This is a genomic window from Streptomyces sp. NPDC060027, from assembly GCF_042737005.1.
Taxonomy (GTDB): Bacteria; Actinomycetota; Actinomycetes; order Streptomycetales; family Streptomycetaceae; genus Streptomyces.
On record NZ_JBHWVI010000016.1, the window covers coordinates 24586 to 49820 of the forward strand.

Annotated in this window: 21 protein-coding genes and 3 pseudogenes; 16 read left to right on the forward strand and 8 right to left on the reverse strand. The window is 72.9% G+C overall.

Annotation, left to right across the window (positions count from 1 at the left end; genetic code table 11):
* The first annotated feature begins 293 nt into the window (after positions 1 to 293).
* A complete protein-coding gene (locus ACFWBT_RS06510; RefSeq protein WP_385696681.1) occupies positions 294 to 1763 on the forward strand; it encodes an integrin-like protein in 1470 nt (489 codons plus the stop codon).
* Positions 1764 to 2023: 260 nt separating this feature from the next.
* Here ACFWBT_RS06510 and ACFWBT_RS06515 read toward each other — a convergent pair whose 3' ends face one another.
* A complete protein-coding gene (locus tag ACFWBT_RS06515) occupies positions 2024 to 2653 on the reverse strand; it encodes a hypothetical protein (protein WP_385696683.1) in 630 nt (209 codons plus the stop codon).
* A 758-nt stretch (positions 2654 to 3411) separates the two neighbouring features.
* Between ACFWBT_RS06515 and ACFWBT_RS06520 the strand changes: the two genes are divergently transcribed.
* From ACFWBT_RS06520 to ACFWBT_RS06535, 4 genes are all read left to right on the forward strand, one after another.
* A complete protein-coding gene (locus ACFWBT_RS06520) occupies positions 3412 to 3615 on the forward strand; it encodes a cold-shock protein (protein ID WP_103550103.1) in 204 nt (67 codons plus the stop codon).
* Positions 3616 to 4108: 493 nt separating this feature from the next.
* Complete coding sequence (locus ACFWBT_RS06525; RefSeq protein WP_385696688.1) at positions 4109 to 5605, forward strand: DEAD/DEAH box helicase; 1497 nt, start codon at positions 4109 to 4111, stop codon at positions 5603 to 5605.
* A 181-nt stretch (positions 5606 to 5786) separates the two neighbouring features.
* A complete protein-coding gene (locus ACFWBT_RS06530) occupies positions 5787 to 6074 on the forward strand; it encodes a CBS domain-containing protein (RefSeq protein ID WP_385696690.1) in 288 nt (95 codons plus the stop codon).
* A gap of 70 nt (positions 6075 to 6144) precedes the next feature.
* Positions 6145 to 6459: an SCO5918 family protein gene (locus ACFWBT_RS06535; protein ID WP_385696692.1), complete on the forward strand. Its 315-nt coding sequence runs from the start codon at positions 6145 to 6147 to the stop codon at positions 6457 to 6459.
* A 95-nt stretch (positions 6460 to 6554) separates the two neighbouring features.
* On the opposite strand, the gene ACFWBT_RS06540 is transcribed toward ACFWBT_RS06535, so the two are convergent.
* The gene (locus tag ACFWBT_RS06540) at positions 6555 to 6929 is read right to left on the reverse strand and encodes a hypothetical protein (protein WP_385696695.1); all 375 of its coding nucleotides are present in this window, start codon (positions 6927 to 6929) and stop codon (positions 6555 to 6557) included.
* Positions 6930 to 7370: 441 nt separating this feature from the next.
* Here ACFWBT_RS06540 and ACFWBT_RS06545 point away from each other — a divergent pair, with 441 nt between their 5' ends.
* From ACFWBT_RS06545 to ACFWBT_RS06555, 3 genes are all read left to right on the forward strand, one after another.
* Positions 7371 to 7715 carry a MerR family transcriptional regulator gene (locus tag ACFWBT_RS06545; RefSeq protein ID WP_385696697.1) on the forward strand — a complete coding sequence of 115 codons (345 nt, stop codon included), beginning with the start codon at positions 7371 to 7373 and terminating at the stop codon, positions 7713 to 7715.
* 332 nt (positions 7716 to 8047) lie between these two features.
* Positions 8048 to 8395 (forward strand): hypothetical protein, encoded by a 348-nt coding sequence (locus ACFWBT_RS06550; RefSeq protein ID WP_385696700.1) that lies wholly within the window; start codon positions 8048 to 8050, stop codon positions 8393 to 8395.
* A 95-nt stretch (positions 8396 to 8490) separates the two neighbouring features.
* Positions 8491 to 9492, forward strand: coding sequence for an NAD-dependent epimerase/dehydratase family protein (locus ACFWBT_RS06555; protein ID WP_385696702.1), 1002 nt, complete (start codon positions 8491 to 8493; stop codon positions 9490 to 9492).
* 100 nt (positions 9493 to 9592) lie between these two features.
* Here the strand turns inward: ACFWBT_RS06555 and ACFWBT_RS06560 are convergent, their stop codons facing one another.
* Together ACFWBT_RS06560 and ACFWBT_RS06565 are read right to left on the reverse strand one after the other, a co-directional pair.
* Positions 9593 to 10687: a sensor histidine kinase gene (locus ACFWBT_RS06560; RefSeq protein ID WP_385696781.1), complete on the reverse strand. Its 1095-nt coding sequence runs from the start codon at positions 10685 to 10687 to the stop codon at positions 9593 to 9595.
* Positions 10688 to 10701: 14 nt separating this feature from the next.
* The gene (locus tag ACFWBT_RS06565; protein ID WP_385696705.1) at positions 10702 to 11598 is read right to left on the reverse strand and encodes a response regulator transcription factor; all 897 of its coding nucleotides are present in this window, start codon (positions 11596 to 11598) and stop codon (positions 10702 to 10704) included.
* Positions 11599 to 11701: 103 nt separating this feature from the next.
* Between ACFWBT_RS06565 and ACFWBT_RS06570 the strand changes: the two are divergent.
* The 3 genes and pseudogenes from ACFWBT_RS06570 to ACFWBT_RS06580 form a co-directional block, all read left to right on the forward strand.
* Positions 11702 to 12400, forward strand: a pseudogene (locus tag ACFWBT_RS06570) (glycosyltransferase family 2 protein); the annotation flags it as partial.
* Between the two features lie 176 nt (positions 12401 to 12576).
* Positions 12577 to 13182, forward strand: a pseudogene (locus tag ACFWBT_RS06575) (DUF2064 domain-containing protein); the annotation flags it as partial.
* Between the two features lie 239 nt (positions 13183 to 13421).
* Positions 13422 to 14279: a class I SAM-dependent methyltransferase gene (locus tag ACFWBT_RS06580; protein WP_385696707.1), complete on the forward strand. Its 858-nt coding sequence runs from the start codon at positions 13422 to 13424 to the stop codon at positions 14277 to 14279.
* A gap of 370 nt (positions 14280 to 14649) precedes the next feature.
* On the opposite strand, the gene ACFWBT_RS06585 is transcribed toward ACFWBT_RS06580, so the two are convergent.
* Positions 14650 to 15933, reverse strand: a complete 1284-nt coding sequence (locus ACFWBT_RS06585) for a molybdopterin-dependent oxidoreductase (protein ID WP_385696709.1) — start codon at positions 15931 to 15933, stop codon at positions 14650 to 14652.
* Between the two features lie 318 nt (positions 15934 to 16251).
* On the opposite strand from ACFWBT_RS06585, the gene ACFWBT_RS06590 reads away from it, so the two are divergent.
* Positions 16252 to 17697, forward strand: coding sequence for a hypothetical protein (locus tag ACFWBT_RS06590; RefSeq protein ID WP_385696783.1), 1446 nt, complete (start codon positions 16252 to 16254; stop codon positions 17695 to 17697).
* A 46-nt stretch (positions 17698 to 17743) separates the two neighbouring features.
* On the opposite strand, the gene ACFWBT_RS06595 is transcribed toward ACFWBT_RS06590, so the two are convergent.
* Positions 17744 to 18562 (reverse strand): hypothetical protein, encoded by an 819-nt coding sequence (locus ACFWBT_RS06595; RefSeq protein WP_385696712.1) that lies wholly within the window; start codon positions 18560 to 18562, stop codon positions 17744 to 17746.
* A 387-nt stretch (positions 18563 to 18949) separates the two neighbouring features.
* Here ACFWBT_RS06595 and ACFWBT_RS06600 point away from each other — a divergent pair.
* The 3 genes and pseudogenes from ACFWBT_RS06600 to ACFWBT_RS06610 all read left to right on the forward strand — a co-directional run.
* Positions 18950 to 19870 (forward strand): annotated as a pseudogene (locus ACFWBT_RS06600) (APC family permease); the annotation flags it as partial.
* Entirely contained in the window at positions 19867 to 20304 is a 438-nt protein-coding gene (locus ACFWBT_RS06605; protein WP_385696715.1) for a hypothetical protein, read from the forward strand. The pseudogene ACFWBT_RS06600 and the gene ACFWBT_RS06605, both read left to right, overlap by 4 nt.
* Positions 20301 to 21665, forward strand: coding sequence for a dipeptidase (locus tag ACFWBT_RS06610; protein WP_385696718.1), 1365 nt, complete (start codon positions 20301 to 20303; stop codon positions 21663 to 21665). Before ACFWBT_RS06605 ends, ACFWBT_RS06610 begins: the two co-directional genes overlap by 4 nt.
* An 81-nt stretch (positions 21666 to 21746) precedes the next feature.
* Here the strand turns inward: ACFWBT_RS06610 and ACFWBT_RS06615 are convergent, their stop codons facing one another.
* Positions 21747 to 22205, reverse strand: a complete 459-nt coding sequence (locus tag ACFWBT_RS06615; protein WP_385696720.1) for a (2Fe-2S)-binding protein — start codon at positions 22203 to 22205, stop codon at positions 21747 to 21749.
* Between the two features lie 113 nt (positions 22206 to 22318).
* Positions 22319 to 24403, reverse strand: coding sequence for a molybdopterin cofactor-binding domain-containing protein (locus ACFWBT_RS06620; protein ID WP_385696785.1), 2085 nt, complete (start codon positions 24401 to 24403; stop codon positions 22319 to 22321).
* 378 nt (positions 24404 to 24781) lie between these two features.
* Here ACFWBT_RS06620 and ACFWBT_RS06625 point away from each other — a divergent pair, with 378 nt between their 5' ends.
* Positions 24782 to 25177 (forward strand): molybdopterin-binding protein, encoded by a 396-nt coding sequence (locus ACFWBT_RS06625; protein ID WP_385696723.1) that lies wholly within the window; start codon positions 24782 to 24784, stop codon positions 25175 to 25177.
* Positions 25178 to 25235 lie beyond the last annotated feature (58 nt).

Genomic DNA, 25235 nt, shown 5'->3' on the forward strand with positions numbered 1-25235 from the left:
GGGCGGACCGGGGCTCCTCCCACGGCGAAGTCCCGTCCTCTCCAGCTCAGTTGGCGAAATTCACACGGCCGGCGGCATCATGCGCGCCCAGGGCGTTCCGTCGCAGTGGAAGGTGATGGGGACGGTGACGTGGACGGGGACGGGGGAAGCGACCGAGCCCCGCGGAGTCGCGCCCCGCGAAGTCGCGCCCCGCGAAGTCGCGCCCGCGCGTCCTGTCCCTCGCCGGCACAACCCTCGGTGCCCTCCGGCCGTCCCACAGGTGAACTCCACACCTCGGAAACCTTGGAGCCCCCGTGCGCACACGGATACGGACGTACGCCACAGCAGCCACCGTCGTCGCCGCGGCCACCGCCGGGCTGACCCTTCCGGCCGCGGCCGCCGCTCCCGCGCAGACCGTGAGCGACTTCAACGCCGACGGGTACGCGGACCTCGCCGTCGGCGTACCCGACGGCACGGTCAACGGCAAGGCGAAGGCCGGCTACGTCAACATCGTCCGGGGCGGCCCGAAGGGAATCGGCGCCCACGGCAGCATCCGCGTCAGCCAGGCCACCCCCGAGGTCCCCGGCACCCCCGAGACGGGCGACCGCTTCGGCGCCTCCGTGGCCCTGGTGGACACCAGCGGCGACGGCGTCGCGGAACTCCTCGTCGGCGCCCCCGGCGAGGACGTCACCGGCCGCGGCACGGACGCCGGCTCGGTCGTCGCGGTGGGCGGCGCCAGAGGCGGTCCTGGCCCGGGCTCCGTCGTCCTCAACGGCCCTTCCGCGTCTGCCGCGTTCGGCCTGGCGGTCGCCTCGGCCGACCTGACCGGCGACGGCAGTAGGGACATCGTGATCGGCGGCAAGGACAAGGTCGTCCTGCGCACCGCCGACGGTATCCACACCACCGTCGTCACCGCCCCCATGGGCGGCCACGCCCCCGTCCTCGCCGTCGGCGACTTCACCGAGGACGGCACGGCGGACCTGGCCATCGGGTACTGGACGACGACTCCCTTCACCCAGTCGCACGTACGCCTGTGGGCCTGGGACGCGACCGGGCACGCCATGGTCAACACCTGGAACACCGACAACGCCGGCGTCTCCGCCCTCGCCGCGGGCGACTTCGACGGCGACGGCCACGACGACCTGGCCCTCGGCGAATGCCGGGAGATCGCCGACGAGAACATCGACGACCCGTGCGGCCCCGAGGAGATCGCCGAGGGCGGCGGCATCCACGTCCACTACGGCAACGCCACACCCGGCAGCTTCGGCTACCGGCAGCAGACCCTCAACCAGGACACGGTCGGCGTGATGGGCGTCGCGGAGGCCGGTGACCGCTTCGGCGCCGCCCTCGCCGTCGCCGACAGCAACGACGACGGCCGCGACGACCTGATCGCCGGCGCCCCCGGCGAGGCGATCGGCACCCGCGCCGGCCCCCGCGCCGGCGCCGGCGCCGGCGCCGCGACCCTCCTGTTCGGCGGCCCGACCGGCCTCGTCGACGCGCGGGGCGAGGGCCACTCCGTCGGGTACCAGCAGGACACTCCGCGCGTGCCGGGCGTGGCGGAGGCCGCCGACGCCTTCGGCGCCGCCGTCGCCACCGGCGACTACGACCACGACGGCAAGGCGGACATGGCGGTCGGCTCCCCGGGCGAGAACGCCGGCTCGGGCGGCGTGTGGCTGCTGCCCCGGGCGAGCGCCAACGGCTCCTCCGCCTTCACACCCGCCGAGCTGGGCCTGCCCTCCCCGTCGGGCGCCCTCGCGTACGGCAGGTACCTCAGCAGCCAGTGACAACCACCGGCAGGACCGAACGGAAAGGAACGGGAAGAGGCGACCGCGCTGCCGAAGGGGTACGGCCACACCGCGCTGGACGATCCCGGCGCCTGCGTCGGCGGGCACGCGGTCCGGCACTTCCTCGGCGGCGCTCCCGCCGGTCGGTGCCACCTGCGAACAGGACACCCCGCCCTACGCGGCGACGACGGCCACGCCGACCCGGACCACCGCGGACTCCGCGGCTCCCGGGCGCCTGTGACCAGGGCCGCACGGGCGGCTCAGTGCGCGACCGCGCAGTTCCTCCAGGCGGCGGCCAGGGTGGCGGGAATCGCCGGGATGTCTCCGCAGCCGTGCGGCTCGGCGGGGAAGCCGTCGCTCCCGACCTGGACCCAGCCGCCGCCGGAGTCGCGGAAGTACTTGGTGGCACTGCCCTCGTCCTGCATGCCCACGAGTTCCTCGTACGTCGCGCCGTCGAAGGGCTGGAAGCGGGTGGCGGCGTAACGGACGGTGCCGCACTGGCCGTAGAAGAAGCCGTGCGGCACCGGCTCGATGTGCGCGAAGTGGACTGTCTGCCGGTACGCCCGGGTCACGGCGGCCTTCACCTCGCCGCCCGCGGCCAGGTTGCGGCAGCCGGGGACGGCCGTGGGGGCGTGGCTGGTCGCGGCGGGAGCGGCTTCCGTGGCCCGGACCGGGGTGGCGGAGACATGCGACGGTGCGGGCGTGCCGGCGGAACGCGACGAGGGTGTCGTGGCCGGGGCCGAGCCGTCCGCCCGCACGTCCGCCGAGGCGGAGGCGTCCGGAGAGGAGGCGGCGCCCGCGGCGGAACCGCTCGACGCGTCCTGGCATCCCGTCAACAGCATGATTCCGCCTGCCAGCGCTATCACCGACGTACGTCTGAGACCGGGCATGACCCATCCTTTTCTCGACCGACGAAGTCACGGTCACGCCCCGCGTGACCACGGCTTACGGCCACCGTGCACGCGGCCGTGAGCTCTGCCCCACAGGACAGCACGACACGGCCCGGCAGTTGCGAAGAGAGGCATGCGGAACGGTCTCGATTCCGCATACGTGCCGTGCCGGCGCCGCCCCACCGGTGACCACCACGACCGCCGCGCGGCGCGGGTCCGGGCCGGGTCCCGGGGGGGGAGGCCCGTGCGGCGCGGGTCCGGGCCGGTCCCGGGAGCAGGTCGAGTCCGGGGTGGACGCACGGCGGTCCGACCGGCGGGCCTCGGCAGGACCGGCGAGAGCGGCAGGACCGGCGAGAGCGGCAGGACCGGCGAGAGCGGCGGGGCCGGCCGCGTCACCCGTGTCGACGCGGATTCGATTGTCGGCACGTTTTCCGAACTGCGCCGCCTGATCCCCGGGCAGAAACGCTGCGACCCGGGCGATCCAATATCTGTGGCGGCGACGTAAGAAATCGACGCCAGGCGCGATGAGGATTTCTTGATCGACAGGCGGAGTGAAATTTCCGGCCGCGCACAATCGATCGTGCCGTGCTACTGTCGATTCCAGTTGCAGTTGTGGTTCCCAAAAACTTGTGAGCATCCACCCTGTCCTGCAGGGTGGTGTTCTTTTGTATCCGGTCATTTTCCGGCGGGGTAATCATCACGGCGACGCGGAGTCCGCACAGTGCGGATCCCGAGCACCGTCCCGAAGGAGAATTGACATGGCTACAGGCACCGTGAAGTGGTTCAACGCGGAAAAGGGCTTCGGCTTCATCGAGCAGGACGGCGGCGGCGCCGACGTCTTCGCCCACTACTCGAACATCGCCAGCTCCGGCTTCCGTGAGCTCCAGGAAGGCCAGAAGGTCTCCTTCGACATCGCGCAGGGCCAGAAGGGCCCGACGGCGGAGAACATCGTTTCCGCCTGACGCTGATACGCACGGCGCAGCTGGGGCCCGCACCTTGGGGTGCGGGCCCCGGCTCGCCGCGTTTTCGGCGCTCGGCGCAGACGTCCCGGCAGTCCGCGGTGAGTTCGACCCGCGACCGCGCTTCCGGGTTTCAGGGTGACCATTCCGGTTCTTTTCCTGACCTCCTGCCGTCGACGCCGCTCCAGATCCACGCCCGGTCCACGCATGATCTGCTCCTGAGCCACGCCCGGTCCGATCCTGGCCCCCTGCTCCACGTCCGGCCTGTTCCCGCTCCTGGCCTGCTCCGGTCCTGCGTACGACCCCCCATTCCTCTTCACCCCCGTCATTGCTCTTCATCCCGGGATATCGCCGTTTCTCAGGCGCCACATCCCGCGAGAATTCTGCACCGATCCGATTCGGTGCTGAATTTAATTCGGCTCGTTCTCGCGATTCTCTGCGCTGCTCATTCGCTGCGGGAATTCCTTGATACGCGCCCGGTCAAGGAAGGTTCCGCATGAACCGCACGCGCTCGAACGATCGCTTCACCCGCACCCGCACGGAGGGCGCCGGCGCCAAGAGGGGCGGCAGCCGCTTCGGTGCCGCTTCCAACGGCCGGTCCGGCGCTCCCAGCCGGTCGAAGAGCTACGGACGCCAGCAGGCTTCTCCGCAAGGCGAGTTCGCACTGCCGGTGACGACCACGCCCGCTCTGCCGGCCGTGGAGGCGTTCGCCGATCTCGCCCTGCCGGAGCCGTTGCTGGCGGCGCTCGGCCACGAAGGCGTGTCCGTCCCCTTCCCGATCCAGGCGGCGACCCTGCCGAACACCCTGGCGGGCCGTGACGTACTCGGCCGGGGCCGCACCGGCTCGGGCAAGACCCTGGCCTTCGGCCTCGCGCTGCTGGCCCGTACCGCCGGGCAGCGCGCCGAGCCCAGGCAGCCGCTGGCCCTGGTCCTCGTGCCGACCCGGGAGCTGGCCCAACAGGTCACCGACGCGCTCACCCCGTACGCCCGTTCCCTGCGGCTGCGGATGACCACCGTGGTCGGCGGGATGTCGATCGGCCGGCAGGCCGGTGCCCTGCGCGGCGGGGCCGAAGTCGTCGTCGCGACTCCGGGCAGGCTCAAGGACCTCATCGAGCGGGGCGACTGCCGGCTGAACCAGGTCGCCATCACCGTCCTCGACGAGGCCGACCAGATGGCCGACATGGGCTTCATGCCGCAGGTCACGGCGCTGCTCGACCAGGTGCGTCCGGAGGGGCAGCGGATGCTCTTCTCCGCCACGCTGGACCGCAACGTCGATCTGCTGGTCCGTCGCTACCTGACCGACCCTGTGGTCCACTCCGTCGACCCGTCCGCAGGCGCGGTCACGACGATGGAGCACCACGTCCTCCACGTGCACGCGGCGGACAAGCACCGGACGACCACCGAGATCGCGGCACGTGACGGCCGGGTGATCATGTTCCTGGACACCAAGCACGCGGTGGACCGGCTGACCGAGCACCTGCTGAACAGCGGCGTCCGCGCCGCGTCCCTGCACGGCGGCAAGTCCCAGCCGCAGCGCACGCGGACCCTGTCGCAGTTCAAGACCGGGCATGTGACGGTGCTGGTGGCGACCAATGTCGCGGCACGCGGCATCCATGTCGACCAGCTGGACCTCGTGGTCAACGTCGATCCCCCGAGCGACCCCAAGGACTACCTGCACCGCGGCGGCCGTACGGCCCGTGCCGGCGAGTCCGGCAGCGTCGTGACCCTGGTGACGCCCAACCAGCGCCGCGACATGACCCGGCTGATGGCCGCCGCCGGCATCACCCCGCAGACCAGTCAAGTGCGTTCGGGTGAGGAAGAGTTGAGCCGCATCACGGGCGCCCAGGCCCCCTCGGGCGTGCCGGTCGTCATCCGCGCGCCGGTGACGGAGCGTCCCCGCCGCGGCGCCTCCGCCTCCTCCCGGGGCCGGCGTGGCCGCCCCGGCCAGGGCCGGTCCACCGGTACCGCCGCGCACCGCACGGCCCAGCAGTAGTCCGGGACCCGGCAGTGGCCGGGGGCCCAGCCGTGGCCGGGCTCCGGCCCGACGGCTCAGGCCCCCGACACACCGGTCGCCGGTCCCCTTCGCCGGTGAGCGGTGTGCGGGGACCGGCGACCGGTCGCCGCACACTCCACCGCACTCACCCCGCAGGAGGCACCCTTTGACGCTCGTTCAGATGCAGCCGTTTTCCGCGGGACCCGTCCCGGCCGTCGCCGTCGACCTGAGGGACGCGTCCGGGCCGCGGGTGCGTGGCGACATGACCGTCGAGGTGGCCCTGTCCATCATGGCGGGCGCCGGTGTCGGGTATCTCCTCGTCTGCGACGAGGACGACCAATGCACGGACTCGGTCACCGAGGCCCAGCTCGCCGCCTTCCGCGCCGGCTCCGCGTACTCGGACCGGGTCCGCGTACGTGATGTCCTCGGCCTCCGCCGTACCCAGGGCGTTCTCGCCCTCTCCAGCTGAGCGTCCCGCCGTCCCCGGCCGCTCGGCCCCGGACCCGCTCGGCCCGTTCTCCCGCTACCTGTGAGGCAACATGCGCTGTGTCATCGCCCGATTCCCGTTCGACCTCTCCAAGAGTGGAGTGCTCGAATCGATGAAGGGGATCAAGCCCGAGCCCATCACGGGTGAGTCCGTGATCATCGGCCGCTGCCACTATCCCGTCAAGCAGGTGGGCGAGGTCATCACCCGCCAGGACCGCCGCGACTTCACGAGCGGGGAAGTGACCCGGGCCATGGCCCGCCTCGGCTTCACCTGCCGCACCCCGGAGGTGGCCGCGCCCCCGCGCGCGCTCAGCCCGCTCCAGAACGCCTCGGCCCTGCTCGGGAGCCCCGCCCCGCTCGAACTCTGAGGACATCCGCCGAGATCAGGACACCATGAGGGCCCCGCCGACACAGGTCGGCGGGGCCCTCATCGCGTGTCACCGGGCGAAGCCCTCCTGGCGCGTCACTGGTCGGAGTACCTGAAGTCGCCCACGGTCCAGGCGCTGACGTCCTTGATCGCGACGCGGTACATCCCGCCGGTCTCGGGAATCCCGACGCTGCCCTGAAGGATGCGGGCGAGATGGAAGTGCAGATGCGTCGGCGCTCCGGCACGGTCGCCCCGCTCCGCCGCGCGGCCGGGAGCGAAGACGTCGGAGAACGGGCCGAGGCGGTCCGAGTCCTTCAGGACCTCCGACACCCGCTCCCGCCACACCGCTTCGGGAGCCAGCCGGCCGGTGATCACGGCACCACCGACGATCACGGTCAACGACATCTGAGTGCTGTGCCCGGACTCCACCATGGCGGAGATGTCAACGAGCAGCTCGTCAGGGTTCGACATGGAAACCCATTCTATTCAGCGCTCCCGCCGGTCGCTGCGTGCCACAGAATTTCTATGCCTCGAACCATGCGAAATCTATCTTTGCCACAGTAGACATCGACCGCCGGCGTGATTAGGGTTTCTTGTGCAGACATCGTCGAGCCGGCGGAGTTCGGTACCGGTTCGAACGGGATCGATCCAGCGGACGGACGGAGGAAGCAGACGCCATCAGGATCGCCCGGCCCGCGACGTGTCCGGGCCCGGGTGCCGCAAGAGCCCGGAATGGAAGGTGGTTCCAGGTCACGCCTACGCGATCCCCGCTCACCCGCCCGTCGCTCGGGCCCGGTAGCGGAAACAGACGGTCGGCTCCGCAGTAGAGCCGGCGGATGGTGTTCAATTTCCTTCGGGGCCCTGGTGCCGTACGGCACCAGGGCCCCTCGACGCGTGCCATAACGAGGTGAAATGACAGCGGACACTCCACTCAGTGGTCGTCTCGACGACGACGACTACCCCGCGTACACGATGGGCAGGGCGGCCGAGATGCTCGGCACCACGCCGGGCTTCCTCCGAGCCATCGGTGAGGCCCGCCTGATCACCCCGCTCCGCTCGGAGGGCGGGCACCGGCGCTACTCCCGCTACCAGCTGCGGATCGCCGCCCGCGCGCGGGAACTCGTCGACAACGGAACCCCGATCGAGGCCGCTTGCCGCATCGTCATCCTCGAGGACCAGCTCGAAGACGCCCAGCGCATCAACGCCGAGTACCGGCGCGCCGCGCAGGCGGCACCGGACGGATCCGGCGTCGGCTGACCGCGCCCACGGTCGCCCCGGCCGCCCCGCCCGCGCGGCATCGGCGCGGCCGGACCGACATCCCGATCGGCATACCTCGGTCGGGTGCGTCCGCGACCCGGTCGGGGATCGCGTTGACACGGGGGGTCGCCCGGCGTTGACTGACAGCCGGTGTACAGACCACGCCTCCGGTGACCGTGATCACCGCGGTGACGCCCCTTCCGGAACGCCCCGACCGAACGTCACCACCCGACCGTCAGCACCCGATCGTCAGCACCGATCGGCACCCCCGGTCGTCGCCACCGGATCGCCCTGCGCGCCCGGCCGGTACGACGTACAGGAAGTGGCCCACGATGATGTACGACCAGACACGCGCCCAGCAGCCCGCGGACAAGCAGCCCGGGTCCGCCGGGCGCCGTACGCCGGGCCCGGAGCCGCTGCTCGGATCGGACGAGCGGGCCGAACTCACCCAGCGGCTCAACCACGCCCTCAACACGTTCGCGAACAACCCGCGTGAGGCGCTGGAAGAGGCCGAGACGGCGTTCGACGAGGCCGCGGCCCAGCTCATGAGCGCCCTCACGGAACGCCGGCACGCCCTGCACGAGGGCTGGCACGGCCAGGACCCCGAGACCCAGGCCGATGAACTCCGCCACGCGCTGCGGCAGTACCGCGAGATCACCCAGCGGCTGCTGCGCATGTGAGCACGCGCCGCCACGTCGCCCCAGGTCTTACGGAGCGGTGACGTGGTGGGCGCGGTGATGCCGCCGGACGGGGTGACGGTTCTAGCGTTCGGGTCATGCGTGTACTGGTTACCGGCGGGGCCGGGTTCATCGGAGGTCATGTCGTCGCGGCGCTGCGCGCGCGGGGGCACGAGGCGGTCGTGTTCGACCTGCGGGACGGGCTCGACGTACGGGACGCCGAGGCGGTCACGGACGCGCTGGACGGCGTCGACGCGGTGTGCCACCAGGCCGCGATGGTGGGCCTCGGCGTCGGCTTCGGTGACGCGGTCGAATATGTCTCGCGCAACGACCTCGGTACGGCCGTGCTGCTCGCCGGGATGGCGGACGCGGGGGTACGGCGGCTCGTGCTCGCCGGGTCGATGGTCGTGTACGGGGAGGGGCGGTACGCGTGCGAGCGGCACGGGGTGGTGCGGCCGGGGCCGCGAACCGTCGCCGATCTGGACGCGGGGCACTTCGAGCCGCGCTGCCCGCGCTGCGGCGCGGAGTTGACGCCGGGCCTGGTGGGCGAGGACGCGCCCGCCGACCCGCGCAATGTGTACGCGACGACCAAACTGGCCCAGGAGCATCTCGCGGCGGCGTGGGCCCGGTCCACGGACGGCTCCGCGGTGTCGCTGCGCTATCACAACGTCTACGGTCCCGGGATGCCTCGCGACACCCCGTACGCGGGCGTCGCCTCCTTCTTCCGGTCCGCGCTCGCCCGCGGTGAGGCCCCCCGCGTCTTCGAGGACGGAGGACAACGGCGGGACTTCGTCCATGTGTCGGATGTCGCCGCCGCCAACGTGGCCGCCCTGGAGGCGGGTTCGCGGGAGGGCGCCCTCACCGTCTACAACACCGGCAGCGGCGAGCCTCGTACGGTCGGCGAGATGGCGCGGGCCCTGGCGGACGCGTACGGAGGACCCGGGCCGGTCGTGACCGGGGAGTACCGGCTGGGGGACGTACGGCACATCACCGCGGACTCGGCCCGGCTGCGGGCCGAACTGGGGTGGAAGGCGGACACAGGATTCACCGAGGGAATGCGGGAGTTCGCGGGAGCGCCGCTGCGCGGGGAGCCGGCCTGAGAGGACGGAGAACCAACTCCGGGGACCGAACGCCCCGGCCGGCCGGGGCAAGAGGGGCTGAGAGGTAGGGGGCAAGAGGGGCTGAGAGGCAGGGGGGTCCTTACACCCTCGGCGTCGGGAGGGTGACCTCGAAGCGGCAGCCGCCGGGGACGTTGTGGACGGCGGCCCTGCCCTGGTGGGCCTCGACGATGCCGCGGACGATGGCGAGTCCGAGCCCCGCTCCGGCGGGTGGCGTGCGGGCGTGGGTGCCGCGCCAGCCGGTGTCGAAGACACGCGGAAGGTCCTCCTCCGGAATGCCTCCGCAGCCGTCGGTGACCGACAGGACGACACCGACGTCCGAGCGTTGCGCGGCGACCGCGACCGTGCCGTCGGCGGGCGTACGGCGGATCGCGTTGACGAGGAGGTTGCCGAGCACACGGCTCATCTCCTTGCCGTCCACCTCGACGGGCACCTGCTCGACGCGGTCGCCGATCAGCCGGACCCCGTGCTCGCGCGCCAGCGGATCGGCTCCCGCGAGGGCGTCGCCGACGAGGTCGTACACGGAGACGCGGGACGGGGACAGGGCGAGGGCGCCCGCGTGGATGCGGGAGAGCTCGAAGAGGTCGCCGACCATGTCGTTGAGGCGTTCCACCTCCGTACGGATCTGGCGCAGGTAGCGGTGCGGGTCGGCCGCCACGCCGTCCTCCAGTGCCTCGGACATCGCGCGCAGCCCGGCGAGCGGGGTGCGCAGATCGTGCGAGATCCAGGCCACGAGCTCGCGGCGCGAGCTCTCCAGCGCACGCTCGCGGTCGCGGGACTCGGCCAGCTTGCGGCTGGTGATCGCCAACTCGCGGCTCAGCGCGGAGAGTTCGGCGGTCGCCGGGCCTTCGGGGGCCGCGAAGTCGCCGCCGTCGCCGAAGGACCGGGCGGCGAGGGTCAGCGCCCTGCTGCCGGCCACGACCCAGCGGCCCAGCAGGACCGCGGTGGCCAGCGAGACGACGGCCGCCATGGCGACGACCGTCGTGACCACGCTCAGGTCGTGCGGGGACAGGAACATCGCCCACGCCACCGCCAGCGTGCCCGCGAGCATCGCGCAGACGGCCACGGCGGCGACGACCGCGAGGGAGGCGGTGAGCGAGCGGCGCCGGAGCAGCCGGAGCGCGCCCGCCCCGAGCAGCCCGGCCGCGGCGGCGCCCAGGAAGGCGAACAGGGCCATGACCAGTATGTCGTTCACGGGCGGACCTTCTCCTCGGGCGCGGGGTGGGCCGGTCCCGCGGCGGGACGGGACGCCGCCTCCGTGTCGTCGAAGCGATAGCCCACTCCCCACACGGTCTGGATCAGCCGGGGTCGGGCCGGGTCGTCCTCGACCTTGCCGCGCAGCCGGCGTACGTGGACGGTGACCGTCGACAGGTCGCCGAAGTCCCAGCCCCACACCTCACGCATCAGGTCCTCGCGGGCGTACGCCCGGCCGGGGTGCCGGAGGAAGAAGGCGAGGAGGTCGAACTCACGCAGGGTGAGGGCGAGTTCGGTGCCGTCCTTGGTCGCACGGCGGGCCGACGGGTCGACGGTGAGACCGGCGGCGTGGAGCGGGCGCGCGGTGGCGGCGGGCCGGGTCCTGCGCAGGACGGACTCGACGCGCAGGACGAGTTCCCGCGGGCTGAACGGCTTGGTGACGTAGTCGTCGGCGCCGACCTCCAGGCCGAGGATCCGGTCGTCCTCGTCGCCGCGCGCGGTGAGCATGATGACCGGCACGGGGCCGTCGGCGCGCAGCCGTCGGCACACTTCCAGGCCGTCCATGCCCGGCAGCATCAGGTCGAGAACCACCAGGTCGGGCCGGTGCGAGGCGGCACGGCCGAGCGCGGCGGGGCCGTCCGCGGCGCGGTCGACGAGATACCCGGCGCGGTCGAGGTACCCGGAGACGACCTCGGCCACGGTCGGGTCGTCGTCCACGACGAGGACCCGGGTGCTCTCCGAGTGAGCGAACACGGCGGCCTCCCCGCGAGGGCTCCCGACAGCCCCCGGGTGAGGGTTCGGCGCGGCCCCCGGGTGTGGGCCCGCGGCGGATCCCGGCCCCCCGTTCACGCTCGGGGCAGGTCCGGCACCTGGGGATTCGTGCGGCTGATGCATGCGTCCAGCGTCCCACCCGGCCCGGTCAGGCGCGGCTCGTCGGCACCGACGTCCGAGTTTCGTAAGGACATGAAGTCCGGTTCATCCCTTTCGCGTTCGTAGGGTGAAGCCCGTGACCACCTCTCCCGTAGCGGACCCGGACGTCGACCTGGTCCTCCCCTGTCTGAACGAGGCCGGCGCCCTGCCCTGGGTGCTCTCCCGGGTCCCGCCCGGCTGGCGCGCGCTGGTCGTGGACAACGGCTCCACGGACGGCTCCGCGGAACTGGCCCGCGGGCTCGGCGCGACCGTCGTGCGCGAGGCACGGCGCGGGTTCGGCGCCGCCTGCCACGCCGGGCTGACCGCCGCCACCGCGGACATCGTCTGCTTCTGCGACTGCGACGGCTCCCTCGACCCGGCGCTGCTCCTGCCGTTCGTCGAGGAGGTCCGGGCCGGCGAGGCCGACCTCGTGCTCGGCCGGCGCCGGCCGCAGGGGCCCGGCGCGTGGCCCGCGCACGCCCGTGCGGGCAACATCGCTCTGGCCCGGATGCTCCGGCGCCGCACCGGCCTGCGCCTGCACGACCTCGGGCCACTGCGCGCGGCCCGCCGCGAGGCGCTGGTCGGCCTCGGGCTCACCGACCGTCGCAGCGGCTATCCGCTCCAGATGGTCGTCCGCGCCGCCGACGCGGGCTGGCGCGTCGCCGAGCACGACGTGCCCTATCTGCCGCGCACCGGCGTCTCCAAGGTCACCGGCACCTGGCGCGGCACCTGGCAGGCGGTACGGGACATGCGCCGCGTCCTGGCCGAGCCGCCCACGCCCTCCGGAGCACAGGCCCGGACCCCGGCCCCGCCCCAGGACCGGGACCGGGACGGGACCGCGACCCAGCCCCAGGACCGGGCCACACCCCAGACCCAAGTCCCGGCGGCAGCCCAGACCCCGGCCCAGGTCCCGCCACCGCCACCGGCACCCGCACCCGCACCGTCCCGAGGAGGAACCGTCCAGTGAGCGTCACCCTGCTCGTCATCGCCAAGGAACCGCGGCCGGGGCGGGTGAAGACCCGGCTCACGCCGCCGTTCACTCCCCGAGAGGCGGCGACGCTCGCCGAGGCGGCCCTCGTGGACACCCTGCGCACGGTGGCGGCGACGCCCGCGCGGCGCCGGGTCCTCGTGCTCGACGGGGCGCCCGGCCCCTGGCTTCCGGCGGGCTTCGACGTCGTACGACAGTGCGCCGGCACGCTGGACGAGCGGCTGGCCGCGGCGTTCGCGGGCTGCGACGGGCCCGCGCTGCTCATCGGCATGGACACGCCCCAGGTGACGCCCGCCCTCCTCACGGTGGACTTCGCGGACTGCGACGCGTACTTCGGACCGGCCGAGGACGGCGGCTTCTGGGCTCTGGGCCTCGCCGAACCCGACCCGGAGCTGCCGCGGGGCGTCCCGATGTCCACACCCACGACGGGTGCCGTGCAGCGGGAGCGCCTCGTCGGGGCCGGGCTGCGGGTACGGGATCTGCCCCGTCTGCGGGACGTCGACACGGCCGCGGACGCGACGGCGGTCGCGGCGACCGCGCCCGAGGGGTTCTTCGCGGCGGAGCTGGGACGGCTCGGGGCGACGGCGGGACCGAGGGCCGTCCGAGCTCCCCGGCCGTCCGAGGGCGAAGCGCCCGGGCCCGTCCCGGGGCAGGTCCCCGGAGGAACCGCGGGACCCACCCCGAGACCGACGGCCGGGCAGACCTCCGGATTCACCGCCGGACTCGACGCCGTGCAGGCCGCGCAGGCCGCCGGGCTCGACGCCGCGCAGGCCGCCGGACCCGGCACCGGCCCGGTCGCCGGGCGGCGGGGTGGCGGGCGATGAACGGCACACCCGGGACGACCGCGCCGACCGGGGGCGGTGCCCGGTCCTGGTGCGCCGATCCCTACGCCGACGCGCTGGGCACCGGGCGGGGGCCGCTGTTTCTGCGGCGGACCGACGGCTGGCTGCTCCCCCTGGAGGTGGAGCGCTGGTGCGCACACGCCGACGCGGTGGACCTCCAGGTGCTCGCGTACTGCGAGGGCGCCGTGCTCGACGTGGGATGCGGACCGGGACGGCTGGTGGCGGAACTCGCCGCGCGAGGACGGCCCGCACTCGGCGTCGACGTCAGTGAGGCCGCCGTCGCCCGCACCCTGCGACTCGGCGGGCAGGCGCTGCACCGGTCGGTCTTCGAGCCGCTCCCCGGTGAGGGCCGCTGGGGCACCGCCCTCCTCGTCGACGGCAACATCGGCATCGGCGGCGACCCGGCCGCCCTGCTCCGCCGCACGGCCCAGCTCCTCGCCCCGGGCGGTCTGCTGATCGCCGAGACCGTCGCGGGCGCGGACGTCGACGAGCGCGTCGACGTCCGTATCGTCCGCGCCGCGCACACCGACGACAGCGCGGCCGAGGCCGACCACGAGGCCGACGCCCAGCGCCCGTCGGCCGACCGGGCCGCCTTCCCGTGGGCCCGGCTCGGCACCCCGGCCCTGCTCCGGCACGCGGCGCGCGCCGGATGGCGCGCGGACGCTCAGTGGGCGGCGGGCGGACGTTCCTTCGTGGCCCTGCGCAACGGCCCGGGGCGGGACGCCCGGAGGGACCGCAGCAGGAGCACCAGCGCGGACCCGGCGAACAGCACCGCCGTGATCAGCAGCCAGCGGGCCAGGAACGTGTCGCCGGGCAGGGCGGTGGCCGACCGATAGTGGTCGGCCACCTGTCCGCTGATCAGCGGGAACCACACCAGCAGCAGGAGGCCTGAGAGGGCGGCCGGCACGCGGACGTAGACCGTCCGGTCCCGGTGGCCGGCCGCGTCCAGCGACACCGCGACAGCCCGGTCCGCGCCGGCGTACAGCGGCACCAGCACCAGGTCGTGCAGCACCGCCGCGCCCACGAACCAGAGCGCCACCCCGAACCAGTCGTCCGCGAGCAGCCGCACCCCCGCGTAGGCCGCGAGCGCGAACGTGCACGCCAGCAGGAGGAGTTGGAAGGGGCTGCCGATCAGGTCCCGGCCGAGGGGCCGCCGGGACGCCGGCCGCCGCGTCCCGGTCCGGTTTCGCCGTCCAGGTCGTCGCATCACAGGTCTCCGAACGTCATCCGGGCCACCCATTTGGTGTTCAGCACGCCGGGCGCGGCGGGGACGATGACCCGCGCCGGGTAGCCGTGATCGGGGGTCAGGGCCTCGCCGTTGACGAACAGGGCGAGCAGGGAACGCGGATCACGCACCTGGTTGTCGCGCAGGGCGGCCATCCGGAACGCCCCGTGCCGCTGCAACGACTCGACGAGCACGTCGGGGGCCGCGTCCTCCTCGTATCCGACGAGCCCCGCCAGGTCCCGCAGCCGTACGCCCCGCCACCACTGGTCGGACGTCGACCAGCCCTCGACGCAGGCGATGGGCAACGCCGAGCTGTGAAGCGGCAGTCGGCGCAGTTCGGTGCGGCTCAGCCGGACCGTCCGCCCCTTCCCCGTGACGACCAGGCGCCAGGCCTCGTCGCTCGTCTCCGTGGCGGTGATGCCGCGTGAGGCGGCCGTCTTGTTGATCTGGAAGCCGGTGGGGCCGGAGCCCGGTTCGGCGCCGCCGTGCGGGGTCAGCAGCGCCGTCTCCCGCAGCGGCCCGTCGAAGCTCCGGCCCGCCGAGGTGGCGGCCAGGAGCAGGGATCCGCCTCCGACGAATCCGAGGGCCCCGCGCCGCGAGACGGTGGGCGGCAGCGGGTCCGGAGACACCAACTCGTCCTCCGGCCGGGCCGGTTCCCCCTCGCCGGGCAGCGGGCTCGCCTCACCCGGCCGCGGGCCCGTACCGCGCAGATGGCGCAGGTTGCGCAGGGCCGTCGGCACCCGCAGGACCGCGTGCGTCACGAACGCCGCGATGAACACCCAGGCTCCGTAGAAGTGCAGCGTGTAGAAGGAGCCGGGGAAGATGTAGTCGAGCTGGATGTTGAGCACGCCGGTGGTGAACTCGAAGAGGGCGCCCCCCACCAGCAGCAGCAGCGAGAGCCGTTCGAGGGCGTGCGCGAGCGAGCGGGCCGGCGGCAGCGCGAACAGTTTCGGCACGACCGACCACAGCTTCGCCAGCAGGACGGGGATCAGCGCGAGTCCGAGCGTGACGTGGACACCCTGGGTGAGGCGGTACAGCCAGGGCGGATCGGTGGGCCAGGAGAAGAGGTAGAACCCGAGAATCCCCTTGTCGGGGGTCTTGTCGTTCACCGGCGAGAGGTCCGGGTTGTAGGCGGCGTACGACAGGAGCCCGGTCACGAACAGCACCGTGATCCCGACGAGCAGCACGACGCCGAGCACGGAGGTGAACCAGGGGCCGCGCAGCGGGCTGCGCCAGAACGCGGGTGACGAGGGAGACCGTGGCATGCCCCGACCGTAGGCCGGGGGCACCCTCCGAACGGGTTCTCAAACCATGACGAAACTCTGACGTCCACCTCAGTGGCGGCTCCTGCCCGAGCCGCCCGGCCTAGCGTGCGAGGGGTGAACCGCGACCTCCCCCGCGATCTGCCTCGCGAGCACCCCAGAGACTCTCCCCGGGCTCCGTCCCGGGCTCCTTCCCAGGGCCCACCAGGGACTTCCTCCCGGGCTCCTTCCCAGGGCCTTCCAGGGGCTTCCTCCCGGACCCTGTCGAAGGTCCTTTCCCGAGCCCGCTCCCAGGCCCGTTCCCCGGACCTTTCCCGCGCGCTGCTGGGCGACCGGCGCCCGGACATCCGCCGCGACCTGTCCGCGGCCCTGGCCGCCGCGCTGCTCGTCCTGACGGCGGCGGTCGTCGGCCATGTCATCGAGCACCGGGACGGCACGCTGTTCGTCGGCGCCGCGCCGCTGTACGGGCACTGGGGGCCGCATGTCGGGCCCGGCACCGCGGCCGCGGTCGCCGTGGCCGTCGCCGTCGTGGCGTACGGGCCGCTCCTCGCCGCCCGGCTGTCCTGGCGACGGCTGCTGCCCGCCGTGTGGGGCACGGCGACGGTGTGGACGTTCTCGCTCGCGCTGATCGACGGCTGGGAACGAGGCGTGGCCCGGCGTCTCACCACGCGCTACGAGTATCTCCGGGTCATCTCCCCGGTCGACCGCTTCCATGACATCCCGGCCGCCCTGCGGGACTTCACCCACCACATCCTGCTGCACTCCCCCGACCACTGGCCCCCGCACATCGCCGGACATCCGCCGGCGGCCACCCTCACCTTCGTCCTCCTCGACCGGATCGGACTGGGCGGCGGAGCCTGGGCGGGCGTCTGGTGCGTCACCGTCGGGGCCACGGCGGCGGTGGCGGTGCTCGTCACCGTGCGCGTCCTCGCCGGGGAGGCCCTGGCCCGACGCGCCGCGCCCTTCCTCGTCCTCGCCCCGGCGGCCGTGTGGATGGGCACCTCCGCGGACGGCTACTTCGCGGCGGTCGCCGCCTGGGCCCTCGCCCTGCTCGCCCTCGCGGTCACGGGACACCGGCCGCGGACGACCGGCCTCGCCTCCGGGCTCCTCCTCGGCCTCACCGCGTACCTCTCGTACGGGCTGACCCTGATCGCCGTGATCGGCTGCGCGGTGCTGCTGCTCGGCTGCCGCCCCCGGCTCCGCCCGCTCCCGTACACGCTGGCCGGACTCACCGTCGTACCAATGGTGTTCACTCTTCTCGGCTTCAACTGGTGGGATGCGTATCGCCTGTTGGTCACCCGCTACTACGAAGGGGCGGGCGGCATCCGGCCGTACGGCTACTGGGTGTGGGCGAATCTCGCCTGCACGGTGCTGATCGTGGGGCCGGCGACCGTGGCGGGGCTGCGGAGGGCGGGGGCGGCGGCCCTGCGGATGGCGGCGGCGCCGGTACGGGTCCGGTCGACTCCCGTACCGGAGGACCGGAAGACCGCACCGGAGGACCGGAAGACCGCACCGGAGGACCGGAGGACCGTACCGGAGGACCGGATGCCCGCCCCCCGGCTCGCGGTCCTCGTGATCGCGGCCCTGCTCGCCCTGCTCGTCGCCGATCTCTCCGGCATGAGCAAGGCGGAGACCGAACGCATCTGGCTGCCGTTCGCGCTGTGGATGCTCCCGGCGGCGGCGTTCCTTCCCCGGCCGCGCGCCTGGCTCGTCGCCCAGGCCGTCCCGGCCCTGCTCCTCAACCACCTTCTGCTGACGGGCTGGTGAGCGTGGGGCCGGCCCCGGGTGCTCCGGGCCGGCCCACCGCCGATCGTCAGCTCACGTCGACGAAGTCGAGGGCCGAGGTGGCCGTGCCCGTCGTGGACGTACCGCCGAAGGACCAGCGCCAGTAGCCGTCGGTGCTCGCCGTGACGGTGGTCTTCAGCGCTCCGGTGGAACCGGACGTCACCGTCTTCACGGTGGAGTACGTGGAGCCGCCCTTCGGACGGAACTGGAGCTTCGCCGACACTCCGGCGTAGCCGACGTACTTGTGCTTCACCCAGTCCGCCCGCGTGAGGCTGCCCGTGACCGTGATCGTCTTCCCCTTGGCCACCGGCTCCGGGGAGGCGTTCACCGTGGCCTTCGCCCAGCGCCTGACCGAGACGGTGCCGGGCGCCGTCCTGTACTCCTCGGCCTTCAGCTGGTCGTTGGACTTGAACAGCTTCAACGCCAGCCCGATCTTCCAGGTCGTGGCATCACCGTTGGAGTCGAGGTCGTAGCGCGGGTCGATGTAGAGCTCGCCCTCGCAGTGCGCCTTGTGCGCGTCGGCCGCCTCGAAACACGTGTAACTCCCCATGTAGAGACCCCCGCCGTCGGCGCCCGCCGCCGCGGTGGTGCCGTGGTAGAGGAAGGGGTCGGCCGCCCAGCTCAGTGGGCCCTCCACCGTGTAGCCGGACGGCAGGGTGAGGTCGAAGGTGACCGGCGGCTCCTTCTCGTCGGAGGTGCCCACCACGATCGGCAGGCCCTTGTTGACGACCACGTTCGACACGGTGATGCCGGTGCTCGCGGCCTGTGCCTGCGGGGCCGTCAGCGCGGAGAGCGCCAGGGCCCCCACGAGCGCTGCCACGGCGCCGGTTCGTCTGCCAGGGTTCATTCACGCCTCTTCGTCGCGCGTCAGCGATACGGAACCGCCCCCGGGCGTACATGCGTTCGGGTGACGGGAGGGGGAGGCTATCAAGGGCGTGATCATGACCGCGTAGCGGTCCGGCTTCCTCGGCGCTCCCTCCCGGACACTTCAGCGCTCGGCGCCCACCGGCCGGACGAGGGTCGCTCACCCGCCGCACCACCCACGGCTCACCCGGACGGCTCCCCCGCCGCGCGTCGACGCTCACCCGCCCGAAGGCTTGGCTCATCGCTTTCGACCCATGAACAGGGAGGGGTCCGATGAGCTCGATGGACATGCCCGCGGACGCCCCACGGCCGGCGGCACGCACCGCGCCGGCCGTGATCCCGGCGGCGCCGAGACTCACCTGGCTGACGCGTGCTCGGCATGGTCTTCCTGGCCCAGGGCAACCCCTCGGCCGCGCCCATGACGGCGAGCCACCTGCTGCCCCAGTGGACGGGTCTGGCCAGCCTCGTGCTGATCGTCAACAACTTCCTCTCGTACTCCGGCATGGAGATGAACGCCGTCCATGTGTCGTCGCTGAAGGACCCGGCGAAGGAGTACCCGAAGTCGATGTTCCTGGCCATGGGCCTGGTCCTGCTGATCTTCATCCTGCCCGCGCTGGCCATCAGCTGGGTGGTGCCCGCCAACCAGACCAGCCTCACCGCCGGTGTCATGCAGGCGTTCGACGCGTTCTTCTCGTACTTCGACATCGGCTGGATGACGCCGATCGCGGCGGTCATGCTGATCTCCGCCTCCCTGGCCGGCATGCTGACCTGGCTCGCCGGACCGTCCAAGGGTCTGCTGGAGATCTCCCGCAGCGAGGGCTATCTGCCGCCGTTCCTGCAGCAGTTGAACCGGTTCGGCGTCCAGCAGAACATCCTCGTGACCCAGGGTGTCGTGACCACCGTGATCGCGCTGGGCTACGCGTTCATCCCGAACGTCTCCAACGTGTACTGGATCTTCTCGACGATCACCACGCAGGTGTATCTCATCGTCTACCTGCTGATGTTCGTCGCGGCGATGCGGCTACGGAAGAACCAGCCCGACCACCCGCGCGGCTACCGCGTCCCCGCCCTCAACGTGCTGTGCGTCGTCGGTCTGCTGGCCTCGGCCGCGGCCATGGTCATCGGTTTCGTGCCGCCCTCGCAGTTCGGCGGCGGCAGCGTGCTGGTGTACGTCGTCATCATCGGCAGCGGTCTGGGCATCCTCGGCCTGCTGATCCCGTGGGCGTTCCTGAAGTTCCGCAAGCCCAGCTGGCAGACGGAAGCCGCGCGCGAGGAGGAGGCGGGCGCATGAGTCCCACCCGGTTCGCATCCGAGCACAAGTGGATCTACATCGGCGCGATCGTCGTGCTGCTCACGTTCGTCGTGATCGGAATCGTGCGCTACGCGACCATCACGGCGAACAGCAAGGCCGTGAGCAAGGCCAACGAACTCGCCGACGCCGCCGAGGCGGCCGGCCTTCCCCGCCCCGACACCGAGCTGATCGCGGGCCTCCTGGGCACCGACGGCGGCATGGTCTGCGACGACCCCGCCAGCGCCCTCAAGTCGGCCCTGTGGAAGATCAACGTGTCGAACGGTGCCGCTTTCGTCGGCCAGCGGCCCGTCATCGGCGACGGCAGGGCACTCAAGGCGGAGGCCACGATCCTGAAGATCTACTGCCCGGAGAAGCTGGACAAGATCCAGGACAAGCTCGACGACCTGAAGACCGACGACACGGTGAGGCGGTGACCGTGTCCGAACTCGCCGCGAAGGTCACCGCGTTGATGGGGCGCGCCAAGACGGACCTGGCCGAGCTGGTCGCCATCCCGTCCGTGGCCGACCCGCGCCAGTACCCGCCCGGGGAATGCCACCGGGCCGCACAGTGGGTGGCCGACGCCTTCACCGAGGCGGGGCTGCACGACGTCCACCTCGCCGAGACGCCCGACGGGAGCCACGCCGTCATCGGCCACCGCCCGCCGCCGCCCGGCGCCCCCACCGTCCTGCTCTACTGCCACTACGACGTGCAGCCGCCGCTGGACGACACCGCCTGGACCACCCCGCCCTTCACCCTCACCGAGCGCGACGGCCGCTGGTACGGGCGCGGCACGGCGGACTGCAAGGGCAACATCGTGATGCACCTGACCGCCCTGCGGGCGCTCGGCGACGACATCCCGGTCGGCCTGAAGTTCGTCGCCGAGGGGTCGGAGGAGCAGGGCACGGGCGGTCTGGAGCAGTACGTGGCCCAGCACCCGGAGCAGTTCCTGGCCGACGCGCTGCTGGTGTGCGACACCGGCAACGCGGAGGTCGGCACGGGCACCGCCACCATCACCCTGCGCGGCCTCGCCAATGTCGTCGTCACCGTCGACACGCTGGCCGGAGAGGTGCACTCGGGCATGTTCGGCGGTCCCGCCCCGGACGCGCTCGCCGCGCTGATCCAGCTGCTCGCCACCCTGCGCGACCCGGCCACCGGCGCCACCCGTATCAACGACCTGGACTGCGAAGGCGGTTGGGAGGGGGTCGGCTACGACGAGGAGCAGTTCCGCGCGGACGCCGGGGTGCTGGACGGCGTCCGGCTCACCGGAACCGGCACGGTCGCCGACCGGCTGTGGGCCCGCCCCGCCGTCACCGTCCTCGGCATCGACTGCCCTCCCGTGGTCGGCTCCGCCGCCGCCGTCCCGGCAACCGCACGGGCCCGGGTGAGCCTGCGCGTCCCGCCCGGCACGAACCCGGTGGCGGCCCGCGCGGCCCTCACGCGGCACCTCACCGGGGCCGCGCCCTGGGGAGCGCGGGTCACCGTCGAGGACGAGAGCGCCGGCGCCCCCTTCCGGGCGGCCACCGACGGCCCCGCCTACAGCGCCCTCGGCCGCGCGATGAACGAGGTCTACGGCAAGCCCATGGCCTTCCTCGGCCAGGGCGGCTCCATCCCGCTGTGCAACGTCCTCGCCGAGACCTACCCTCGCGCCGAGATCGTCCTCATGGGCGTGGAGGAACCCCGCTGCCTCATCCACGCGCCCAACGAGAGCGTCGACCCGACCGAGATCGAGCACATGGCGCAGGTCGAGGCGCTCTTCCTGCGCGCCTACGCGGCCGCCGGGAGCCGTGGCCGCTGACCCCGGCACGACCCCTCCGCACGGGATCACGGCCGCCGCCGTACGGCCGTGATCCCGCCCTCCGGTCTGCGCGCGACTCCCTCAACCGCCTTGCGCGGACGCCTTTTTGATCGCCTCGCGGATACGGGAGTACGTGCCGCAGCGGCACACGTTCTCGATGCGGTCGATGTCCGCGTCCGTGGGGTCCGCCGTCTTCTTGAGCAGGGCCGCGGCGGCCATGATCTGGCCGGGCTGGCAGAAGCCGCACTGGGAGACGTCGCAGTCGAGCCAGGCCTGCTGGACGGGGTGCAGACGGTCGCCGTCGGCGAGGCCCTCGATGGTGGTGACCTCGCGGTTCACGCAGTCCGCGACCGGGACGACACAGGGCTGGATCTCCGCGCCGTCCAGATGGCTGGTGCAGGCCCGGCAGACACCGACACCGCAGCCGTACTTGGGCCCGGTCACGTCCAGCAGGTCGCGCAGCACCCACAGCAGGGGCATGTCCGCCGGTGCCTCCACGGTGACCTGCTTCCCGTTGAGGACGAAGGAGTAGGACGGCATCAGCACTCTCTCCGGAGCGGCATCGGTACCTGCACCTCTAACGGGTCTCGGAGGGGGGTCGGACGGAGGTCTCGGAAGAAGGGGCGGAGCGGTCGGAGGGTCGGAAGGAGATCTCAGAAGTTGATCGGGAAGCGGCGGGGGCGGGTCCCCGTCGCGCGGGCGTAGGCGTTGGCCACCGCGCCGGCCGCCGCGGGGACACCGAGTTCACCGGCCCCTCCGGGGTCTCCTCCGGAGGGCATGATGTGCGCCTCGAAGTGCAGCGGGGCGTGCCGCTGACGGGCCCAGTGGAAGTCGGCGAAGCTGCCCTCGCGGACGGCGCCCGCGTCGAGGTGCAGGCCGGCCGTGAGCACGGTGGAGATGCCGTCGATCGCGGTGCCCATGAGCTGGGCCTCGAGTCCGCGCGGATTGACGGCCGTTCCGACGTCGGCGGCCATCACGACCTTGGTGACCCGCGGGTTCCTCGGGTCGACGGCGTCGATCTCGACCAGGCAGGCCACGCAGGAGCCGTACTCCTCGTGCACGGCCACGCCCTGCGCGTGCCCGTCCGGCATGGTCCGGCCCCAGTGTCCGGCGTCAGCCGCCCGGTCGAGCACGGCCCTGACCGCCTTGCCGCGCAGTGTGGTCCGCCGGAACGCCACCGGGTCCCGGCCGAGGCTCCGGGCGATGTCGTCGACGACGATCTCCTCCGCGGTGCGCATGGTCCCGGAGTCCACGGAACGCCAGGCGCCGAGCGGCATGGCGAGGCCCACCGATCCCGAATCGCCGGAGACACGGCCGAAGTTGTAGAGCCCGCTGTCGCTGGGCAGCGGGCCGCCGGCCCGGGCGCCCGTGGTGGTGACACCGCCCTGCGCGGTGACGCCCGGCTTGTCGTACGACTCGCTCACCGACGCCGTCATGTGCGTGAACGCCACCACCCGGCCGCCCGCGTGGCTGGCCCGGATGCGGTGGTGACTGGCCGGGCGCATCCGGCCGTGCCGCAGGTCGTCGTTACGGCTCCACATCAGCTTCACCGGACGGCGGGCCGCCTTGGAGACGAGGGCCGCCTCGACGGCGGCGTCATAGGTGAGCCGCCGCCCGAACGACCCTCCGCCGCGCAGGACATGGACCCGGACCTTCGAGGCGGGCAGCCCGGTCACCGAGGCGATCGTGTCGCGCGCGTCCATCGGAGTCTGGGAGGAGAACCAGATCTCGGCACTGTGCGCCCGTACGTCCGCGACCGCGGTCAGCACCTCCATCGGGGCGTGCCCGACGAACGCGAACTCGAACTCGCCGCCCACCTGGAGGGTGCCGAGCGGCGGAGTGCCGAGCGGCGGGACCGCGGCCCGCAGCCGGGCTCGTACCGCCGCGTCGGACAGGGCCGCGAGCGGGCCCGGCGACCAGGTGATCCGCAGGGCGTCCCGGGCCTTGAAGGCGTGGTGGAAGGTGTCCGCCACGACGGCGACACCTCCCTCGATCCTGACGACGGCGTGGACGCCGGGCAGCGCGCGGGCCGCCCGGTCGTCGAGCGAGCGGACCTTCCCGCCGAGCGTCGGCGGCCTGGCCACCACGGTCGGCTTCGCCCCGGCCACCGCCAGGTCGCCGGTGTACTTCGCCCTGCCGGTCACGATGTCCCGCGCGTCGATCCGGGAGGTCGACCGCCCGATCACCCGGTGCCGGGAGGCCGGCTTGGGGTCGGTGGACACGGCGGGCCGGTGAATCCGGGCGGCAGCCGCGGTCAGCGATCCGAACGTGGCGGTACGGCCGTCGGGCGCGACGACCATGGTGTCCCGCGTGCGCAGCGTCTTCGGGGGCAGGTGCCAGCGCCGGGAGGCGGCGGTCACCAGCTTGGCGCGCGCGGTGGCGGCCAGCGCGCGGGCGGGCCCGTACAGCGAACCGACCGAGTTCGAGCCGCCGGTGAACTGGTTGCCGCGCCTCCGGGCCTCGGCGAGCGGGATCTCGACATCGGCGAGCCGGGCGTCCAGCTCCTCGGCGATCATCATGGCGACCGCGGTGGTGATGCCCTGGCCGACCTCGACCCTCGGCAGCCGGACGACGACCTTGTTGGCCGTGGTGACCTCCAGGACCAGCATCTCGTCGTCGGTGCCGGTCACCAGGACGTCGGAGGGTTCCGCGGTGGGCTCGGCGCCCTCCGCGGGGGAGGCGTCGCAGCCGAGCGGCGCGGCGACGGTCAGGGTGGACGCGGCCAGTGTGTGGACGATGAATCTGCGGCGGGACAGCTGACGGGCCAACGAAGGCTCCTCTCCGAGCCGTCCGGGGGCGTACGACTGGTAGGAGGGGCGGATCGGCCGTGAGGTTCCCGCTGAACGGATGCGGCGTCTGCCGCGTCCCCGTACGACCGGATGGCGGACGGGGAGGACCCCATGAGCAAGCGGAGCAGGATCAGGGCGACCGGCGGCGTCGTGGCGGCAAGTGCCGTGGCGCTCGTGGCGGTTCAGGGGTCGGGCGGCGACACGGGGCGGCCGGGACTCGACTGACGGCGGCGACGGTCCGGGGGGCCTTCGCCCTGCCCGGGGCGGCCGGCGCCCTCCCGGGGTTCGGCTTGCAGGTGCGAGGACCGCCTGCCTATCGTCGCGCGTATGCAGTCCTACACCATCGGCCAGGCCGCCCGGCTCCTCGGGGTGAGCCCCGACACCGCCCGGCGCTGGGCGGACGCCGGGCGGGTGGCCACACACCGGGACGAGGGCGGACGGCGGCTCATCGACGGGCGCGATCTCGCCGCGTTCTCGGTGGAGCTGGCCGGAACCGGCGGCGAGGAGGGCGTCACCTCCTCCACGTCCGTCCGCAACGCCTTCCCCGGCATCGTCACCGCCGTCAAGCTCGGCGATGTCGCGGCCCAGGTGGAGATCCAGGCGGGACCCCACCGGCTGGTCTCCCTGCTGACCCGGGAGGCCGTCGAGGAACTGGGCCTGGAGGTCGGCGTGGAGGCCACGGCCAGGGTCAAGTCGACCAACGTGCACATCGACCGCACCTGAGGAACGGCCGGGTTCGGGAGACCGTCGCCCGGCCGGGGTCAGGAGACCGTCGCCCGGC

Coding starts and splice junctions, on each gene's coding strand:
- ACFWBT_RS06515 (WP_385696683.1), bottom strand. CDS start 2,653: ATGCCCGGTCTCAGACGTACGTCGGTGATAGCGCTGGCAGGCGGAATC.
- ACFWBT_RS06520 (WP_103550103.1), top strand. CDS start 3,412: ATGGCTACAGGCACCGTGAAGTGGTTCAACGCGGAAAAGGGCTTCGGC.
- ACFWBT_RS06525 (WP_385696688.1), top strand. CDS start 4,109: ATGAACCGCACGCGCTCGAACGATCGCTTCACCCGCACCCGCACGGAG.
- ACFWBT_RS06530 (WP_385696690.1), top strand. CDS start 5,787: ATGCAGCCGTTTTCCGCGGGACCCGTCCCGGCCGTCGCCGTCGACCTG.
- ACFWBT_RS06535 (WP_385696692.1), top strand. CDS start 6,145: ATGCGCTGTGTCATCGCCCGATTCCCGTTCGACCTCTCCAAGAGTGGA.
- ACFWBT_RS06540 (WP_385696695.1), bottom strand. CDS start 6,929: ATGTCGAACCCTGACGAGCTGCTCGTTGACATCTCCGCCATGGTGGAG.
- ACFWBT_RS06545 (WP_385696697.1), top strand. CDS start 7,371: ATGACAGCGGACACTCCACTCAGTGGTCGTCTCGACGACGACGACTAC.
- ACFWBT_RS06550 (WP_385696700.1), top strand. CDS start 8,048: ATGATGTACGACCAGACACGCGCCCAGCAGCCCGCGGACAAGCAGCCC.
- ACFWBT_RS06555 (WP_385696702.1), top strand. CDS start 8,491: ATGCGTGTACTGGTTACCGGCGGGGCCGGGTTCATCGGAGGTCATGTC.
- ACFWBT_RS06560 (WP_385696781.1), bottom strand. CDS start 10,687: ATGGCCCTGTTCGCCTTCCTGGGCGCCGCCGCGGCCGGGCTGCTCGGG.
- ACFWBT_RS06565 (WP_385696705.1), bottom strand. CDS start 11,598: ATGCATCAGCCGCACGAATCCCCAGGTGCCGGACCTGCCCCGAGCGTG.
- ACFWBT_RS06580 (WP_385696707.1), top strand. CDS start 13,422: ATGAACGGCACACCCGGGACGACCGCGCCGACCGGGGGCGGTGCCCGG.
- ACFWBT_RS06585 (WP_385696709.1), bottom strand. CDS start 15,933: ATGCCACGGTCTCCCTCGTCACCCGCGTTCTGGCGCAGCCCGCTGCGC.
- ACFWBT_RS06595 (WP_385696712.1), bottom strand. CDS start 18,562: ATGAACCCTGGCAGACGAACCGGCGCCGTGGCAGCGCTCGTGGGGGCC.
- ACFWBT_RS06605 (WP_385696715.1), top strand. CDS start 19,867: ATGAGTCCCACCCGGTTCGCATCCGAGCACAAGTGGATCTACATCGGC.
- ACFWBT_RS06615 (WP_385696720.1), bottom strand. CDS start 22,205: ATGCCGTCCTACTCCTTCGTCCTCAACGGGAAGCAGGTCACCGTGGAG.
- ACFWBT_RS06625 (WP_385696723.1), top strand. CDS start 24,782: ATGCAGTCCTACACCATCGGCCAGGCCGCCCGGCTCCTCGGGGTGAGC.